Raw genomic sequence first — 17,441 nt, 5'->3', positions numbered from 1 at the left:
ATAGTTTATAGCTTGTTCAATTTTAGTTTCATCATGATGTCGGTTTGCTCGTCATTACCTAATTTGAAAATATGTTTGTCAAACGCTACAAAGCCATTTTTCTTGTAGAAGTTAATTGCTCTTGGATTTTCTTCCCAAACCCCTAACCAAATATAATCAGTGTTTTTCTGTCGTGCAATTTCCAATACGTGGTTATAAAGAATTTGTCCAATCCCTTTTCCGTGATACTCTTTTAAAGTATAAATGCGCTCAACTTCAATTGCCGAGTCGTCTTGCAGTTCTGTCTGTGAGGGTCCAAAGTTTAATTTCAAATATCCAATTACAAGGTTGTCTAGGGTTGCAATGTATGTTTCAGAGTTTTCGTCATTTATTTCCGCAGTCAGTTTTACAATAGACAACTCTTCGTCCAAATACTTTTTCATATTTTCCTCTGTGTTCCCTGCTGAAAATGTTTCATAAAAAGTCTGTCTGCTAATTTTCGAAAGCTGGTCAATATCTTCTATGCTTACTCTTTTTATTTTGATGTTATTCATTATGCGAACTTCATTATTGTAGGATAAATTCGATAGTTGTTGTTTATATTGACTTAAGCCGTTTTTTGGTTTGGGGACAGGGCGGAAATTTGGCAATATAGTACATTAGAATTAAAAGGATTGTTACTATGTAATTTTTCATTTGTATTTCAATCGCCATAATGTCAGCCAGATATTCTTTATTATTTTATTATCAAATGGTAATTTTTTAAAAATTATTTTTGTCCAAGATATATGTTTCACCTTGAGTAATAATCATAAGTGGGCAAAACTGTAACCCCTTGTTTGAGCATTCGCTTTTTTGTTTTTTTAGAATTCATCATTTTTTTTGCTTTTTCTAAATCAGTAATTAAGAAGACAAGATGTACCAGATTTTTGTCGTCAATTCCGCGCGCCACCACTTCATCTATAAGTCCATATTTTAATCTTTGTTCTGGACCTTCTTCATCAAAACCCTTAAGCCATTGGTCAAAGTCTTTAACTTTAATGTCATATTCTAAAAAGTCCAAATTAGCTTTAGGTTGGATAAAACGGACGACCTTAATAAAGTCAAATTTCTGATGATTTGTCACTCCATCCTTTTTGGCCTTTTCTTGGAATGTATTACTTCCAACATATGTCTTTACTTTTTCCACATCAGAAATTACGTAGGCTGTAATAATTTTATTTGGATTGTAAATAGAGTGAGCAACGGCAATTGGTTTCATTCCATTGCTTTTTCTAATGGTCGTATCCTCATCGTAGCGGGATCTCCATTCGCTGTAATCATTTATCGTAAATTTAGAGACTGCTACATTAAATGGTTTAAATTCATTTGATTTTGTTTGCGCAACAGCTTTGTTATTTGTGAAATAGAAGGAGGCAGTTGTAAAAAGTGTCAGAATAGTTAATTGGAATGATTTTATCATATTTGATTTTTGCTGTGTAAGATTTTGTAGCCTATGCTAAATTGAAGTATATCATGTATGCAATATTTCAGCAAGTTAATCAAAATAGCATAATGTTCGGCCACAGAAGTAAAGTTAAATGGAAAATGAAACGATGTCATTAAATAGCAACCCTGTTTTATTGAAGCTATAAGTTAATCGATGACTTAGGCTGGATCTTTGGTATTTTTATTTTTAGCTGTTGGCCTTCTGTGGTTATTTTAGTTGGTGGGATTGAATAAATTGTTGGAATTTACCCAGTTCTGAAAATTTACTTAGGATGAAATACTCTGGTAAATTCTCCAAGATTGATGAGGTTAGAGCAGTTTGTTTATTGCTTGGAGCAAAACCTTAAGCTATTTCTAAGAATTTATCCGGATCAAAAATTGATTTGTTTCCACTGCATCAATCTCATTTTAATGGAAGGTTATTAAGGAAATATATTATAAATGTCCTTTCTGTTTGCTATTATAATTAATCTTATTCGATTTGAACTAATTTTTTCAAAGCCGAGTCTATAGCTGCCGATCCTAATTTTATAGTAATTTTTATAACCCGTCAATTTATAGGCCCCTACGATCTCACTTAAAGAGTTTGCTGCTTCAAGTCTTAATATAATGTTTTCAAGCTTTTTAAATAATGATTGATCTTTGAGTTTTTCAAGACTCCTATAAAATGATCTTTCATACTCTACAATCATTTACTTTTAAGCTTTTTGAATACCATCGTTCTTGAAACAGTTTTTCCAGTTTTTGATTTATCCATCATGTAGCCAAGCAGGAAGTCTTCGTATTGTTGTTCTTTCATACCTATGACGTTAGCACCAAGCTGTTTGGCCAACTCAGAGATCAATTTCGAGCTTTTTTTGTCTCCTTTAATAATAATAGCACTCATATTACTTATTTAGTTACAAAGTTATTATAAAAAGTTAAATAACCATGCATTTTGGGATTTCACAAGCATTGGCAATAACGCTTAAATATGGTATTGCAAATCGGGTATAAAAGTCTGAATTTTGACCACATTGTCAAAGATAGATAGAAAATCAGCCGATTTTAATAGGTGGCATCCCTGTTTTTTTTCAAGTAATGCATTCAACGCTGGTGGATGCAGAGCCTCTGATTATTTTATGACGGTGACCTTAGGCGATTAATTATTTGCTACCTATGGTTGTCATAGTCTGTTCACTGTGTAATTCAGTTCGGTTACCCCGCAAGTAAATGGTCGGGTTGTCAACAGGTTTAGCTTTATTTTTTCTTTGATGTCAACAAACAATGGAATGCCTCGTCCAAGAATAATTGGGTTCACGAATAGCCAATAGCCGTCAATTAAGTTCTGTTGAATAAGTGAATGTGTTGCCGTGGGACTGCCAAACAGTAGGATTTCTTTATCTCCCTGTTGCTTTATTTCATTTAATTTATCCGAAAGTTGGTCGCTAATAACTTTTGTGTTATTCAGCTCATCATCCTTCAATGTTTTTGATAAAACAACTTTTTGGACTTTGCCATACCACTTCGAATGTTCAATGTCGTGTCTGGTTGCATTTGGTTTGTTTCCGGCTGTGGGCCAGTAATTTTCCATCATTTGATAAGTGACGCGACCATAAAGTGCGGTGTCACCTTCGCTAATCCTCTTTCCGACGTGATCAAATATTTCTTGATCTACCTTAATCCAGTTCATTTCTCCGTTCGGACCTGCTACAAAACCATCCAGCGATATGTGCATAAATGAAATTATTTTTCTCATTTGATTCTGTTTTTTATTGTTGTCTTTAGTTATATATGATTCTCTTGCAATATCCGTTTTATTTAATTTCTTTCATTATTTCAATGGCTGCAGGATACATTTCAGAAATCGTCTTTTTTCGACCTTTTAACAGGTGGATAAGTTTCTCATTAAATTGATCGAATTTAAAAAAGCCTCTTCGCTCCATTAATTTAATTCTTTGGTTAACTATTTCCGAACCTTCTTTTTCTTTATAATTTTCTTTCACATAGAGACAATACAATGAATGCGTCATGTATTCATTAAAAATAGCATATTCTGTTCGATAATTTTCTTGTGCATTTTTTGTAGCCCATAAATCCTTGTTTTTAATTAAGTCTCTAATTGCTTTAATTTTCAAAATATTCGGGTTCAAGTTTCGTTGGAATGACTGTCCGGGAGTGTTTTGAATGCTAAGTTATATCAGAGGGTGTAACAGTTTTGCTTTCAACATTTTGTAGAGGTTTTAAGAATCAAATTTTGAACCATCCCAAATAACACCGGCAGGAAATAGTTCGTCTTTTCTTTTTCTCATTTCTGATGCAATTAATGCACTGTTCCCACCTTGTTCATCTAGTTTTGAAATAATGTTGAGATAGCTTTTTTCATCTCTGTTCTGGCTGAGTTTAAATACATTTTCCAGTTTGTCAGCTTTAATTTCAAAACCTGCAATGGCCGGCATCATCTTGCTTAAAAATTGGTCAGGAAGATTGTCATAAATGGTGAGCGATTGGGTATTGTCTTTTTCAAATTTTAAAGTCAATTTTTGCATAAACCTGATGAGCTCATCACTTGTCATAAAATTGACCTGTCCGGCAATGTGAACACTCATGTAATTCCAGGTTGAACCCGTTTGTGGATTGGTGTACCAGGATGCACTTACATAACAACTCGGTCCCGTAAACACAAGCAAGGCATTTGGATTTTCAAGTAAAGCCTTGTGGTGGTCTGTGTTCCGCATGATGTGTCCTTGCAAAAACAGTTCACCATTTATTTCTTCCAATAAAATGGGTATTTGTGTTGCAACTTGTTTTCCATTTAGGTAACTTCCAGTTAAGAAAGCGAATGGATTTTGTTCTAAGAAATCCAATATTATTTGCTTATCTTTTTCTTTGAAATAGGAAAAGTGGTACATCTTTATCTTTTTTGACAGCTAATTTGAGTCAATTTACATGGACCCATTAAAGTTTTCCTGGATATCCGGAAATGGATCAATGATGGCTAGAATCCGGCCATAGGGTAAAGATATATAAAAAATGGAATGCTTTAAATGCGGGGCTACACAATTTTCGGATAGCATTGATTAATGGAAACCTAACGAGTTGGTCAAAAGAATTTTAAATCATGTGCTTGGTCATTATGCGGTTAATTTTAGGATTTGATAACCTGATTTTTATAATGAAAGGGGTCTACTTCAAAAGATTTTACAAATTGTTAAAATAAAAATGAAAAATTCACAAATTATCGTGAAGACCATATTTAAAAAAAAAGATCAAGGAAGCCAAGGCTCTAAATTTTACCATATGATAATGTTCAATTAATGTTACAGGTGAGAAAGTAACATTCCTTCTGCCCGCAAATGTTGCTAAATAAAAATTTATTGTTGAAATTTTGCACAGTAATTGATGTTGGCTTTTCCAGTCCGAACTGAATTTTGGCTTTGAAATTAGTTTAAGTATGCTTGTCTAGCTCCACTTGCGGCAATACTTTTGTTGGGCGCAGACAATCATTCTTGAGCCTGCTTGCTAATTTCTCGTCTTATGTATGCTGTATCAGCAGTAAGAACATACTTCGGAATGTTTCGATAACGACTGTGAAATCCATAACCGCCTTTCTTTAACTCGTCTAACGCCTTTGACTTTGGCCAGTTTTGATATATTATACGGTACATTGCCATTACCGTTCCCGTTCGGTCTGCTCCATGCTTGCAATGAACCAGTATCGGTTTAGGCGCATGCTCAATCACCCGTAAGGCTGATATTACCTCTCTGTCTGAAATACGAGTCGTAACCGTTTTTATCTCATAATAATTTAATCTCGTCGATTTTAACAAGCCGGTATCACTTTTATCTTCTCGTAAATTCAAAACGCTTTTAATCCCGAATCGCGAAATCTGCTCAAATTCCTCAACCCCTGGTTGCTCAGATCTGTATACAGAGTCGCTCACCTTATAAAAATTGTCCAGTTCCATGCTGTCTATTCGCTCAGCCCAATCTTTATCACGGGGTACTAAATTACCTGCCCTACAGGAAAATAAGGAAATCGCTATCGTCCAATAAAACAACTTAAACCACATATTTCTGTAAAAATACAAACATCTTTTATTCACTCGTGCGCTCATTTTGTTTGCGCCCATCGTCAAAGTGTGAAAATACCATTTGTTGTATTCAAATTTTAATAAAATGCGATGTATGATCTCATGTAAGGCAGTTTTGGGAGTTATAAGCGCAGCATTTTTTGTAGTACGCAAAATTGTCCGATAAAATACAAAAAGATTTAACGTTCAAGTACTTGCGACTTGCCGCTGCTTGTCCTTAAGCCAAAAGTAAGAAAGCGTTTTTTTATTATAATGCCAAAAGTGAAAATTTCTATACATTGGCGACATGGTCGTAAGTACATTGTTATGTGATGTTAATTGAAATTGCTTATTAATAAGCTATCAACTTTAAGTACTTGAAGCCATGAATATGGCATTATTACTAAATCAGTTTCTAATTGGAAACAAATAAGTCTATTTCTATAGAAATTAATCTCATATTTAGGAATCAACTTGCCAAACCCCTTTCTAGTTGTTCTATCTATTATTTTTTGCATTTGAATGATGTTTATAAACGATTCAATCTGCTCTTTTTGTGAAATCATTTTTAATTCATAATCTTTAATATAGTTTATACGCTTGCCATTATAACCATCAATTTCAACAGGTTTCAATTTATTTATGCTAATGGAATCAATATCCGCTAAGTCAGAAATATCTATAAGTCTTTCTGTAGTATTAATATTGCTCCTATTTGTTTGACTTATTATATTGAGTAATTGTTTTTTAACTTCTTCAATATCTCTAGAGTTCTTTTCTGAGCCATAAAATCTGAAATTTTTAATTAGACTATCTTGAGATAAAAATTTTATGCTGGATGTTGTAGCGTGTGTTATCATTATTTCTTCAAGATGAAATGTATCAGATAGTAATCTTTGAACTTCTTCATCAATAATATCAAAGGTGTTATTGGTTTTGGAAGTCTGAGCATAAAATTTGGGCCCATACTTGCACGCCCCATATCCATCGCATTCGCCACGTTCTAATTGTAAAATTATTATTGAATCTCTTGAAACAAATAATTGAATATATGAGCTATCAGTGTGAGTTGAAAGATGTATTTCATCATATAATTTCTTATGTTTAATACAACTACAATGTAAACTTATAATCAGGAATAATAATTTGAATCTAATCATATGTTTAATATCACGTAACGGTCGAATACTTGCGACTTGCCGCCACTTTTCCGGAAGCCAAAAGTAGGAAATTTGATTCATTGTTTGCTGATAGTGGAACACAATAATATTCTTGGTGGCTTGATCGCAAGTACAATGTTAGTGGTCGTTAATTCTTTCACTTCTAAAGAAATACTCTACTCCATTAATATCTATGTATCCAAAGTTTCCAGGTTCAAATTCTACTAATGAATATTGGGAAATGAAAGGCGAAACACTTAAGTATTTTGGGTTAATAAGCTCATTTGAATATTTTAAAATAACGAATCCCCAATATCGGTCTTGTTTTATAGCAATATATTCTTGTAGCTTTCCATCCATATCCTCGCATTCAAAATATTTAATTGAATCATACTTAAATTCTGTATTTTGTACTTGCAAATTGGGATTGCTATGGTGTCTAACAAGGTCATAAATTGCAAATTTATTGTTTTTTTTAGCGATTAATATTTGGTAAATCAAGTAAAGCGATTCAACATCTGATAATATTAGAACTGTTAGTTCTTTTTCATAATTTGACTTGAATATTTTTAAAGAACTGCTATCAGCAATATGATAGGGATATTCTAGATGAGTGTGCACACAACTAATTAATCCACTGGCTTTTTGTTTGCACCCATTTTGATTTATGTAATAAGTTTTATTTTTTTTCTTTACTTTGGTACTAGAATAAATAAAATCACCTGCTAGATCATAATTAGCTTTAATTAAAATTTTACCTTTATTATTTATGAACCCATACTTTCCATTTTTCTTTATGCGACCAAGTGAATTGAATATTGGATAAGCTTCGGTAAACTTAGGGTTAACAATAATATTTTTATTACTATCCATATATCCCCATAAGCCATTTTTTTGAAATGGATAAAGTATACTTTGAGAGTTCGAAGTACAATAAAAGTGTAAACATAAAAAGGTAACAATATACTTCAACATAATATTTTAATTACCACTAACTTGCTTTTACACGAGACATCATTGCGCATAGCTGCCCAATTTTGGCAAGCTTTGCGAAACTTTATTTCGTTTATTTTTCATCTGGATTTGGTTATAATGTGTCAAAAGGTGAAACAATTTTTTGAATGCTTTTAGTACTCACATGCGTATAGATTTCTGTAGTCTTGATGCTGCTGTGTCCTAAAATTTCCTGAATATATCTTAAATCTGTGCCATTTTCTAATAAGTGAGTGGCATAACTGTGTCTAAGCCAATGTAAGGTAACGGGTATTGAGATCCTTGCCTTTATTAAACTTTGTTTCAACACCATTTGAAGACTTCTGGAGTCATAGACTTCACCCACCCTTTGCCTTTCGAACAGAAATTTTTGAGGTCTGAAAGCCTCGTAATAGGCTCTTATAAGTTGTAGGGTTTTATTGCTAAGTGGTGCAATTCTATCCTTTTTACCCTTAGCCAGTTTAATGATCAATATATTTCTTTTGCCGTCCACATGTTCCGGTTTTAACTGGATGAGTTCTTCGCTTCTGAGTCCACAGGAATAAATCAGGGAAAGCATGGTTTTATGTTTTAAGTTGGAAGGTGCTTGGAGGATGGCTTTAATTTTTTGTCAGAACTAATAATGAAAATCCTCCTAATAGTTTTACAGCAATATCTTCATTTAGTTTAAACATTAATTTTCTTGGTAAAACTGCAATTTTCGATCGCAGTGTCTTTGTTGGTAAATCCAAAGAACCTGCAGTATAAAAGAAATCTACAATATCATAACCAGAATCAACCAATGTCGCAAGTGCTGTTTCCTTCATAAAATAATGCAAATGACCAACAGAATTTCGTGCATCCATAAGTTTATTTCTCAAAATTCCCTGAGCCGATATATCCAAAGGAATATGAAATATCGTATTTTTCGCTTTGCTTTTGCACAATTTTAAGAACCCTAAGTAATCATCAACATGTTCAAAAACATCGATCATAAGCAATAAATCGAACCTTGCATTTGTTTCCAAAAGATTTTCATGCATAAATTTTAATCTTTCTTTTTCCCTTGTCTTTGCAAGACTTATTGCATCACTCGAAATATCATATCCCGTAAAACGCAAATAATTTGGCATTGATAAATGTAACTGATTTAATATTTCACCGGCACCGCAACCTATTTCTGCAATAGATGTTGGGTTTATTGGATTGCGTTTTAACATTTTAATAATCTGTTTTGCTTTCCAGGGCGAATCCTCAACATGCCAAGTTGGATTTTTTTTTAAATATTCGCCTTTTTCTTCTGTGTAAATTATTTCTGTCATAGTTTTTATTTTTTATTATTGCCCATTAATCTTAACCATCCGCTTGCTTCCGAAATAGTTAAGGAAGGTTTTAACAGCTTCTGTATATGTTTTAACAGTGCTGTCACTGTATCGCTAACTTTTCATCCATCGGCTGAAAGAGTCTATTCTTTGTAAGCTGATTTCAGATGGGGTATTGGTTTTGGGAGTAGATTTTTCATTCACGGCCTTAAGGCGGATCAGTCCTTGATAAACAACATAGCCATACTTGCGCAAGACTGATAGGGCAAGTTCGTAATTAGTCTTGGTAAAAGTGATCCACCAGCTCTGATTTTCCGGACTCCATCCCAAAGAGAGATTTTTTCTCAATTCTTCCTGAATCGAATTACTTTCCGGGAAGTTTAACAACAATACATCCTTTCCTTGGTGTTGGCCATTGCGGATCTGCTGTTTATCAATATTTTTTAACGGGGGAGAGGGGATAGAGATTTGTTCTGTGTTATTCATTGGAATCAAATTTATAGGGTAATTTTTTAGTTTGGTCAATTAACTTACATATATACAATATTTCACTTCGCATACTTATACAGATTTGGCAAGCTTTGCAGAACTTTATTTCTTATATTTTTCATTTTTTTAGTTGTTTTTCTTGCTTAGTTAAAGTGGCCTCCCATTTTCTAATCGGTGGAATAAAATTAAAACCTTTCTTTTCATTCTTTTATATGTAAGGTTCCTCAAAGTTTAATTCATTTTCTGTGAATAGATTCCTTATAGTCAATAGTTCCATTCATCATCTTAAGAAAACGTCAGGTGAATATATTCAATATTTTACATTTTTGTATCCTGAAAATAAATATATGAATAATAAATATATATAATAAATAGTTAGATAATAGATTACATATTTTTAAGTCAATTCAGCATGAATTAACTTTGCACTTTATTGTAATAATCCAGTGACAGAAAATTTAGGATTTTGATTGCTAAGAAACTTTACGGTTTCCGTATATATCAGGGAAAGGTTGGATTTACGTACGTTCATCTTAATTTAAATGGAGTAGAACCTTATTAAAGTGTCATCTAAACGATTATTCCTGGCACATAAATTTACAGAGATTACAATTGAATTGCAACAAGAATGTAATGGGACCCTTTCTGAATCAACAAATAGTAAGAACGAGTATTTTTTTTAAAAAATGGAATTGATCTAATATTTAATACTATAATAATTACCAGTTCCTACTTTTCTAAGCAATACCTATCCGATTTGCATAAAAATCGTTCTTTTTGCAGATTATCCTAGCTTACGCAATTCGTTGAATTGATTGATGGATTTTATGGAATTGGAGCAAATTCCGGAACATACTGCTTCCACACTTTCGTCTTTGGAAGTCCAAAAAGCTGGCGATTCAGAAACATGTGGTTTGGGGATTAAAATCTTAGCTTAGTGTTTTAAGCTATGCAATATTGACAACATCCCAATGAGGTTTTTTTGGGATTAGCAAAGAAGAATGTTGCTTGGAAGATGGAAATTTACCATAGTTTCTTTATTTTTTGCAAATTGACATTTTTGCCATGGTTTTATTTAAAATTTGTTTAATCTTCAGGCAATCAATAGGTGGTGCTTGACTGCTCAAGTCTCAATTTGTTAGTAAATCCTTCATTTTGGGATTTTTTTTTGACCTTCATGCAGCGAAACCTATAGACTTAAAGTAGTTATAGTTATCTAATATGCGTATGAAGAAATGTTATGTTTTGATATGGTGCCTATGCTGGATATTTTCCTGTAGGGAAAGCGACGAAAAGATCATAATCGATACAGAGGACCCAAAGCCCCCAACCAAGTTGATTCAAACCAATATCATTGGGGTTGTCATGGATCCTGGAGGTAATCCCATATCAGGAGCAGAAGTTTCCATAGGCGGGATTAAACAGATTACGGATTTGAATGGTTTTTATAGGTTTAAAGATGTTTATATAAATGATCTGCAGGATTATCTCTTTGTAAGGGCACAGAATTATTTTGATGGTATTGAACCTGTAGATGGATTTGCTGGAGATACTTCCTTCAGGAGGACTGCCTTAGAGGAGAAGGTTTTTACGAATTCTTTTTCATCGGAGTCTGATGCACTGTTCAATTTCGGAAATTTATATGAGGTCACCATTCCAGCAAATTCTCTCTTAACAGAATCAGGTGCTCCATTTAGTGGAAAGTATAGAATTGCCCCTGCATTTAGAAATGAACAACTTGTAACACATCGACAAACAAGCTATTTTTCGTCATTAGATAATGGGCAAAATAAATTGTTGCGTCCGGATAATTTACTGGGAATTGAAGTCAGAAGTTTTGATTCTGGAGAATTGCTGCATTTTTCAAAAAAAATTGGTTTTAAATATAGTCCAAATTCACCGACCCCTAATGCTGCGAATGAAATCTATTATTATGACAAAGGAAAAAGTGTTTGGAAATTTGAATCGAAGGTTATTTTTGATAATGGCAGTTACCAATTTGAAACAATACATCCTGAAAAGCTCTGCCTTGGAGAAATCCATGAATTTGTTTCTGTGACTGGTGTATTAGAAAGTAAAATTGGGAATCCATTGAGTTTTGTGAACATTGGTAATGACTTTAAGTATGAACAATTATATACCAGTCGGAGTACTATATCCGGAAAGTTCAAATTATACTTTTTAAAAAATGAGCCACAAAGGTTGAATGTTTTAACTGAATGTAATCAGCTTATTCATTCAATCGACATTTTGGGTAGTGATCAGAATTTAGTAAAAAACATATCCTTATCTACTGTAATTCCTTTTTATAGTGAGATTTCAGGGGCAGTGCTCCAATGTGATGGGAGTTCGAACATTGAAGGTTATATTCTTGTGTCCAACAATGAGAAGAATTACTTAGTATTCCCAATTGGGGAATCCGGTAAGTATACCATTAAAATGCTTGGATGTAATGAGGAAGACAATACCCTTACAGCGGTTGACATCAAAAACAATGTCAGCAGTCTTTCCAAAAGAGTTAATATTTATACAAATGGAAATTTAGTATTAAAACTTTGTGATGACCAAATGACAAGTTTAGCTAGATTTAGTTTTAATATGACGGATACGGTGTATTCCAATTGCAGGGTAAGGAAAATTTCAAATGCAAACTCTCAGAATACCATTTTCATCTTTGAATATGGGAACAAGGGATTGTATTCCGAAAAGTTGATCCTGGAAAAGCTGATTAACCCATCAGGAGGTTTTTATTGGAGAATGACTCACTCTTCTTTTATACAAAATGTTTACAAGTTAAAAGAAGTCATTGATGAACCTGATATTTTTCTGTTTAATGAAAATGGCTTTGAGTTTATGGAATGTATTTTGCCAAAAGTAATTATTGAGAATGACTTAACAAAGGAGAAATTCCTTTCAGACATTGTATTCTTTAGAGCGGTCATAATTTAGTATATTTTAAGGTTGAATATACATGTTGACGGGAAGTGAAATAAAGCTTATTATTCATGGTTGTCTGGACGACGATAGAGCCTGCCAGCGGAAATTGTTTGATTTTACATCTGCTAAAGTTATGTCGACTTGTAGAAGATATTGCAGCAATCATGAAGATGCACGGGATTTATTTCAGGAAGCCTATATCAAAATATTTAAAAGCCTTGGAAATTTTAATCATACTCAAGGAGACTTATTGGGCTGGGTTTACATCATTACTAAAAATTGTATTTTTTCTTCATTCAGTAAAAAGAAATTGGAAATATTTCCCTTGGACGAAATTTCAATTGAAAATGAAATGCTGATTCATGTGGATCATGATGTGTTACATGAAGAAGAGGTTTTGAGAGAAATTCAAAATTTACCGGATGGTTACAGGGTAATACTCAATATGTTTGTTTTTGACAACATGGATCATGCAGCCATTGCTTCCGTTTTGGGAATTTCTGAGAGTACCTCCAGATCCCAATTGACCAGAGCACGCATTTTATTAAAAAAGAAATTGGAATTACTATACACAACTAGATATGAAAAAAGTTTCATTTGATCATTGGTTAAAACTTATCATTGGGAAAGAATCTATACCGGTAGATACTGACCTGGAATGGGATTTGCTTTTGCCAAAACTTGAGAAAAAGAAGAGACGCAGAGGGATAGTTTATTGGATATTATTGCCTGTAACAGTGACTTGTCTTTCATTAGTGTATTTTGTTTCTAAGCATCCATCCAGTATATTTAAATTGGCGTCCACTCCAGATAGCCACTCAATGGAAGTTAATAATGTTGGGAAGGACGATTTGACCAAAATTGTAATGGGCAATAAAAATAATCAAACGAATATTCTAATCCATCCTCAAAAAATTCTTTCTCAAAAAATTAACAAACAGGAACTAACCAAAAAATCCACCCAGTTTAAATTTGATTTGACCAAGGACAATCCCAGTTTATTTGCTGAACAGGGTAATACAACAGATGGAAATGGTTTTTTTGAGATAAGTCTGGATATTCCCAATAATTCTATAAGTTTTCAGGATTCTTTTAGTAGTAATTCTTCCAGACATGCTACTCCTTTTGATTCTCTGACCATTTCTTTATTACCTGTTTCAATTCATGGCCAGCTATTGAATAAAGAGAACTTATCTTCCAATTTAAATCTCATAGAATCGAGTCAATATGTGAGACATAAAAAGTCTTTTAAAGTAGATATGTGCTTGTTGGGTTCATATGGTAAATTGTTTCAAAGTCTGAATGGTTCCGGTAACGGATATTTGACCCGCAAAACCTTAGAGCGACCCTTGGATGTTTTTAGTGCCACAATCCTTTTTCAAACTGATCTAAAAAGTAGACTTAAATTTGGCATTGGCTTAGATTACCAATATGCTTTATTGCAGTTAAACCAACATTTTCTAGATACGGTCAATCAAATTCTATATGGTGTAATTGTTGCAGAAAAAACAAATGCGCAAAAAGTTGTTTCTTATGATACGGGCTCAATAAACGTTCGGAGTTTTAGGAATGTTTCGCGTAAACTTTATCACAGCAGAACTCTGCTTTCTATTCCTGCAATTATTTCATACCAATATCCTTTGAACAGAAAATGGAGCCTTTCTTATCATGCAGGAATTTCTGTTCCAGTTTACCAGGAATTTAGTGGTAGGATTTCGAACAATTCATTAAGGTCCCTTGATTTGGATAATTATGGTGAAAATATTTCAAGAACTAAACCTCCATGCAGCGTTTTGTATGGAATGCAAGTAGTATATAGTATACGACCTGGAATTAAATGGATGGTTGGTCTTGCCGGTTCTTCTGAATTATGGTATTGGAGAGATCTGGAGAACAGTATCGGTGAAAGGCATAGTTCTCTTAGATTTCAAGCAGGTTTATCCTATAGGATTCGTTGAAGATCGTAATAATTTAAAAATCAATTTATCACTTATAATTTTATCCCATGAAGAAATTTTATTTTCCAATCAACACCAAATGGTTTTTTATTTTCTTTATTTTCAAGATTACTTTCACGACAGTTTATGCACAAGATTGCACGAATGATAGCCAGTCTCCTTTTTTCTCATTAAAATCCAATTACACAATTTCTCTGGACAATTCTATTGACATTTCCTTAAGTGCAAAGGATTTGGTGAGTCTTTGTATCGATAATTGTACATTATTGGAAAATATGAAATTTTCATTTTCAAAAGATGCCCAAGATCAGAAGATGAAAGTTGTAAATTCCCCTGGTTTGAAGATATCTGTTCAGGTTTATGCTACAGATCAAGCAGGTAATCAATCCTCCGCTTCGACAGAAATTACAGTGACTAAATGTACACCATCACTTGTGTGCAATGATTTAGTTAAATTTGATATCCAGGCTGGAGAAGCATTGTCTATTGATGTCGACAATTTCCTGGAAGGGTCCTATTGTAAGGATCATATTTTCGACATCAGTTATAAGGTTGGAAATAACTCAAGGTCTTTCACTCAGATTGATGAAACTTTACCACGTTCATTTCAATATACGGTTTTGGATTCTAATTCCGGAAATAGTTGCTGGGGAAACGTAGTAATAAATATTCAAGGATCTTGTGATCCTGCACTCGATTTTGAATTTACCTGCAATCCGATTCAGACCAATTGTTTTAAAGAAGTGGACCCTATGATTATTGGATTCCCATTTTCAACACTATATAAAATAGAACGGGTTTCAGATTTAGAGTACAGTGTTCAATACAGTGAGTTTTGCCCTAAAGTAAGCGTTCTATTTACCGATAAAATTATCCAACGAAAATGTGCAGATACTTATGTTGCTGAAATTGAGAGATCTTGGATAGCTAAGATTCCTGGTGGGGTAAATAAAGTTTGTCTCCAAACTATTCAATTTCAAAGAACGAATGCAAGTCTTTTTTCAAATTTGCAAAATTACGATGGATTGGAGTTGCCAACTCTTAATTGCAAGGATACTTGGCAAAGGATGGATGGCTATATTCCGGATCCTGCTTTTTCCGGAAGTCCCGTATTAGATTTGTGTCATCAATTTGGTCAAGCGTATTCAGATACTGTATTAATTGGTTTTAGCGATGTATGCGGAACTCATTACAAGATAATACGGCAATGGACAGTCCTGAATTGGTGCTCAGGTGAAAACTTTATGCATACTCAAATTTTTAAAGTTTATTGTGGGACTGACTCCATCCCGCCTGTTGCGGTGTGTAATTCAAATCTGATTCTTAATGTGCCACCCACAGGTGAGATAACTGTATTTCCTGATCTGTTGGATGCAGGTAGTTATGATAATTGTAGTGAAATTAGTTTTTCCTTTGATTCGGCGGGTTTAGTGAAATCAGAAAAATTTGATATATTGGATAGCGGTAAAAAATATATCAAAATTTTATTTGTTACAGATTTGGCTGGAAACAGGACATATTGTTTGTCAACTTTAGAAATTGTGGCTAAAGCCAATGGACCAAACTCAAAAAATATTCTAGGCGGTAGGATTTTAAATTATCAATTGCAATCAAGTGCTTCTACCAATCGATTAAATTTTAACTTTAAATTGAAAAGCGGCGCTGATAAATTTAATTTATATGCTTGTGGCGAACCGATTAATTTTCCTAATTTAAATTATAGTTTATGCATAGATACTTCTAAAAATCCTCAAGAGGGTTATTTGATTCCTGAATTAATTTCCAGTCCTCCTTTTCTTGGCGTAACCACTTTTGATTTGGTTCAAATCATTCGACGATTATTTGGCCAGATTAAATTTAATTCATACGAATCAATTGCTGCCGATGTTGATTGTGATAATAAGATTACCATTTTTGATATTTTTGATATCAGACGTTTCATTTTAGGTTCTATAACTAAATTTAAATGTGAATCTGTCCAACTTTATACAGCGGATATTTTAAATCCAATAAAAGTTTCAGATCAGAATATTGTCAACCTTCCGCGTTTCGATTTTGATATTGTACCGGTGATTAAAGGGGATGTTAATGGAAGTAGCTTTTTCTTCAGGAATGAGTTGAATGAATACAGATCTGCTGAAAATTTTAAATTTTTCGTTGACAATTTTAGTGTCAGACAAGGGGAGGAATATGATGTTTGGATGAGTACAGCTGAAGAGTACAATGTGTATGGTATTCAGTTGGGTCAATTGTTTGATGAAAATAAACTTGATGTTCTTAATATATCATCTCCGATTTTAAATCTTAACAAGGATGTGGATTATATTATTAATAAGGGTGGTGACTGGAGGTGTTTACTATTAAATTCTAATGTTAGTTTGTTTACGATTTATGGAAAATTTTTAAAAATCAGAGTGAAATCCAAATTTAACGGGATGCTGAATGAAGCATTGTCTTCAAAGCATTTTCCAATTCCCTTATTTGTTATTGGTTCCGATATTGAGCTGTCCACTCCTCAATTGGAAGAAAGAAACCTCACGGCAACATCAGATCCAAAGACCAATTTGAATTCACTTCATGTTTATCCTAACCCCTTTGATGGCGACCTGAATGTCGAGTTTTCTAACCTGGAAAATTTACCACAAAACTTACAGATTTACAATCTGGAAGGTAAAATGTTATATCAGTCCAATCAATTTCAGTTAGATAAATTTAACCGCCTGAAATTAAATGCGGGTTTATTTCCTGGCAGTGGATTTTATCTGTTGGTTTTAAATAATGGCCATTCCATTATCCAAAAATTAGTTGTAAGAAATTAACTCCCCTTGAACAAAGAGGGGGGTATTTCCCCCTCTTTTATTATATAAAATGGATAATACATTGATTTGTAAGATCCTTTTTTTTTGTTGACAGTTAAGTTTTTTGCGCGCGAGGTATTTTTAGATTATTAATTTTTGGATTACAACCATAATGGGATGGAGACTCCCGCTTGAACAATCAATTTTTAGAATTAATTTTCTTAAAAAAAATGAACAGACTGAGTATTTATCACTCTTAATAATAACCATTTCCTACTTTTCTGGG

Annotated in this window: 17 protein-coding genes; 4 read left to right on the top strand and 13 right to left on the bottom strand. The window is 33.3% G+C overall.

The genetic code is table 11. The features are described from left to right. Positions 1 to 5 precede the first annotated feature (5 nt). The 13 genes from IPJ53_13815 to IPJ53_13755 all read right to left on the bottom strand — a co-directional run bounded on the left by IPJ53_13815 (position 6) and on the right by IPJ53_13755 (position 9,459). The gene (locus tag IPJ53_13815) at positions 6 to 533 is read right to left on the bottom strand and encodes a GNAT family N-acetyltransferase (protein ID MBK7800174.1); all 528 of its coding nucleotides are present in this window, start codon (positions 531 to 533) and stop codon (positions 6 to 8) included. A 239-nt stretch (positions 534 to 772) separates the two neighbouring features. Continuing rightward, on the bottom strand, positions 773 to 1,441 hold the full coding sequence (locus IPJ53_13810; protein MBK7800173.1) for a hypothetical protein: 669 nt from the start codon (positions 1,439 to 1,441) through the stop codon (positions 773 to 775). Between the two features lie 448 nt (positions 1,442 to 1,889). Then, complete coding sequence (locus IPJ53_13805) at positions 1,890 to 2,159, bottom strand: type II toxin-antitoxin system RelE/ParE family toxin (GenBank protein MBK7800172.1); 270 nt, start codon at positions 2,157 to 2,159, stop codon at positions 1,890 to 1,892. Continuing rightward, a complete protein-coding gene (locus tag IPJ53_13800) occupies positions 2,156 to 2,353 on the bottom strand; it encodes a hypothetical protein (protein ID MBK7800171.1) in 198 nt (65 codons plus the stop codon). The genes IPJ53_13805 and IPJ53_13800 overlap by 4 nt, the downstream gene beginning before the upstream one ends. Before the next feature lie 279 nt (positions 2,354 to 2,632). Further along, on the bottom strand, positions 2,633 to 3,205 hold the full coding sequence (locus IPJ53_13795) for a dihydrofolate reductase family protein (GenBank protein MBK7800170.1): 573 nt from the start codon (positions 3,203 to 3,205) through the stop codon (positions 2,633 to 2,635). 58 nt (positions 3,206 to 3,263) lie between these two features. Further along, positions 3,264 to 3,584, bottom strand: coding sequence for a hypothetical protein (locus IPJ53_13790; GenBank protein MBK7800169.1), 321 nt, complete (start codon positions 3,582 to 3,584; stop codon positions 3,264 to 3,266). A gap of 105 nt (positions 3,585 to 3,689) precedes the next feature. Continuing rightward, the gene (locus tag IPJ53_13785) at positions 3,690 to 4,358 is read right to left on the bottom strand and encodes an FMN-binding negative transcriptional regulator (protein ID MBK7800168.1); all 669 of its coding nucleotides are present in this window, start codon (positions 4,356 to 4,358) and stop codon (positions 3,690 to 3,692) included. 591 nt (positions 4,359 to 4,949) lie between these two features. Beyond that, a complete protein-coding gene (locus tag IPJ53_13780; GenBank protein MBK7800167.1) occupies positions 4,950 to 5,693 on the bottom strand; it encodes a dual specificity protein phosphatase family protein in 744 nt (247 codons plus the stop codon). A gap of 161 nt (positions 5,694 to 5,854) precedes the next feature. Beyond that, positions 5,855 to 6,760 carry a hypothetical protein gene (locus IPJ53_13775; protein ID MBK7800166.1) on the bottom strand — a complete coding sequence of 302 codons (906 nt, stop codon included), beginning with the start codon at positions 6,758 to 6,760 and terminating at the stop codon, positions 5,855 to 5,857. Between the two features lie 57 nt (positions 6,761 to 6,817). Further along, positions 6,818 to 7,654, bottom strand: a complete 837-nt coding sequence (locus IPJ53_13770; GenBank protein MBK7800165.1) for a WG repeat-containing protein — start codon at positions 7,652 to 7,654, stop codon at positions 6,818 to 6,820. A gap of 112 nt (positions 7,655 to 7,766) precedes the next feature. Then, positions 7,767 to 8,231, bottom strand: coding sequence for a tyrosine-type recombinase/integrase (locus IPJ53_13765; GenBank protein ID MBK7800164.1), 465 nt, complete (start codon positions 8,229 to 8,231; stop codon positions 7,767 to 7,769). A gap of 40 nt (positions 8,232 to 8,271) precedes the next feature. Then, entirely contained in the window at positions 8,272 to 8,973 is a 702-nt protein-coding gene (locus tag IPJ53_13760; GenBank protein ID MBK7800163.1) for a class I SAM-dependent methyltransferase, read from the bottom strand. A gap of 114 nt (positions 8,974 to 9,087) precedes the next feature. Further along, on the bottom strand, positions 9,088 to 9,459 hold the full coding sequence (locus IPJ53_13755) for a hypothetical protein (protein ID MBK7800162.1): 372 nt from the start codon (positions 9,457 to 9,459) through the stop codon (positions 9,088 to 9,090). Between the two features lie 1,230 nt (positions 9,460 to 10,689). Between IPJ53_13755 and IPJ53_13750 the strand changes: the two genes are divergently transcribed. From IPJ53_13750 to IPJ53_13735, 4 genes are read left to right on the top strand one after another with little or no spacing between them, the layout of a single operon-like run. Beyond that, positions 10,690 to 12,411 carry a carboxypeptidase regulatory-like domain-containing protein gene (locus tag IPJ53_13750; protein MBK7800161.1) on the top strand — a complete coding sequence of 574 codons (1,722 nt, stop codon included), beginning with the start codon at positions 10,690 to 10,692 and terminating at the stop codon, positions 12,409 to 12,411. Positions 12,412 to 12,433: 22 nt separating this feature from the next. Continuing rightward, positions 12,434 to 13,000, top strand: coding sequence for a sigma-70 family RNA polymerase sigma factor (locus tag IPJ53_13745; GenBank protein MBK7800160.1), 567 nt, complete (start codon positions 12,434 to 12,436; stop codon positions 12,998 to 13,000). Then, positions 12,981 to 14,357, top strand: coding sequence for a hypothetical protein (locus tag IPJ53_13740; GenBank protein ID MBK7800159.1), 1,377 nt, complete (start codon positions 12,981 to 12,983; stop codon positions 14,355 to 14,357). Before IPJ53_13745 ends, IPJ53_13740 begins: the two co-directional genes overlap by 20 nt. Positions 14,358 to 14,404: 47 nt before the next feature. After that, on the top strand, positions 14,405 to 17,176 hold the full coding sequence (locus tag IPJ53_13735; protein ID MBK7800158.1) for a T9SS type A sorting domain-containing protein: 2,772 nt from the start codon (positions 14,405 to 14,407) through the stop codon (positions 17,174 to 17,176). Positions 17,177 to 17,441: the final 265 nt, after the last annotated feature.

Source organism: Candidatus Vicinibacter affinis, from assembly GCA_016714365.1.
GTDB lineage: Bacteria > Bacteroidota > Bacteroidia > Chitinophagales > Saprospiraceae > Vicinibacter > Vicinibacter affinis.
The sequence above is the reverse complement of the archived record's forward strand: the minus strand, read 5'-3'. Positions and strand labels throughout refer to the sequence as shown.

Bases quoted from the DNA above. Each gene is read 5' to 3' on its own strand.
- IPJ53_13735 (MBK7800158.1), top strand. From the start codon at position 14,405: ATGAAGAAATTTTATTTTCCAATCAACACCAAATGGTTTTTTATTTTC.
- IPJ53_13785 (MBK7800168.1), bottom strand. From the start codon at position 4,358: ATGTACCACTTTTCCTATTTCAAAGAAAAAGATAAGCAAATAATATTG.
- IPJ53_13805 (MBK7800172.1), bottom strand. From the start codon at position 2,159: ATGATTGTAGAGTATGAAAGATCATTTTATAGGAGTCTTGAAAAACTC.
- IPJ53_13760 (MBK7800163.1), bottom strand. From the start codon at position 8,973: ATGACAGAAATAATTTACACAGAAGAAAAAGGCGAATATTTAAAAAAA.
- IPJ53_13810 (MBK7800173.1), bottom strand. From the start codon at position 1,441: ATGATAAAATCATTCCAATTAACTATTCTGACACTTTTTACAACTGCC.
- IPJ53_13745 (MBK7800160.1), top strand. From the start codon at position 12,434: ATGTTGACGGGAAGTGAAATAAAGCTTATTATTCATGGTTGTCTGGAC.
- IPJ53_13815 (MBK7800174.1), bottom strand. From the start codon at position 533: ATGAATAACATCAAAATAAAAAGAGTAAGCATAGAAGATATTGACCAG.
- IPJ53_13775 (MBK7800166.1), bottom strand. From the start codon at position 6,760: ATGAATCAAATTTCCTACTTTTGGCTTCCGGAAAAGTGGCGGCAAGTC.
- IPJ53_13765 (MBK7800164.1), bottom strand. From the start codon at position 8,231: ATGCTTTCCCTGATTTATTCCTGTGGACTCAGAAGCGAAGAACTCATC.
- IPJ53_13770 (MBK7800165.1), bottom strand. From the start codon at position 7,654: ATGTTGAAGTATATTGTTACCTTTTTATGTTTACACTTTTATTGTACT.
- IPJ53_13750 (MBK7800161.1), top strand. From the start codon at position 10,690: ATGAAGAAATGTTATGTTTTGATATGGTGCCTATGCTGGATATTTTCC.
- IPJ53_13800 (MBK7800171.1), bottom strand. From the start codon at position 2,353: ATGAGTGCTATTATTATTAAAGGAGACAAAAAAAGCTCGAAATTGATC.
- IPJ53_13795 (MBK7800170.1), bottom strand. From the start codon at position 3,205: ATGAGAAAAATAATTTCATTTATGCACATATCGCTGGATGGTTTTGTA.
- IPJ53_13740 (MBK7800159.1), top strand. From the start codon at position 12,981: ATGAAAAAAGTTTCATTTGATCATTGGTTAAAACTTATCATTGGGAAA.
- IPJ53_13755 (MBK7800162.1), bottom strand. From the start codon at position 9,459: ATGAATAACACAGAACAAATCTCTATCCCCTCTCCCCCGTTAAAAAAT.